The following is a 274-nucleotide window of genomic DNA, read 5'->3' on the forward strand; positions in this document are numbered from 1 at the left end:
CTGCGCGAAAGTCCGGCAATGGAAATCGCTGAACTGATCGCCCGGTGGCACAGCGGCGAAACGCTGGTTGTTGAGCCTAACATCCACCAGTTGCCGAAGAAACTGACCGGGCTTTGTACTCTGGCGCAGCTTGACGAGGCGCTGGCAACGGCAGATGTGCTGGTGATGCTGGTCGATCATAGTCAGTTCAAAGTTATCAATGGCGACAACGTCCATCAGCAGTATGTCGTCGATGCCAAAGGAGTCTGGCGCTGATGAGAAAGATTCTGATAAC

At 54.0% G+C, this 274-nt stretch carries 1 protein-coding gene; it reads left to right on the top strand.

All coding sequences use genetic code 11. The features are described from left to right. A partial coding sequence (locus tag KQJ18_RS24510; protein WP_275945725.1) for a UDP binding domain-containing protein occupies positions 1 to 255 on the top strand: 255 nt, incomplete at its 5' end. Between the last annotated feature and the right edge of the window lie 19 nt (positions 256 to 274).

This window comes from Citrobacter sp. S55_ASV_140 (genome assembly GCF_018919505.1).
GTDB classification, from domain to species: Bacteria; Pseudomonadota; Gammaproteobacteria; order Enterobacterales; family Enterobacteriaceae; genus Citrobacter; species Citrobacter werkmanii.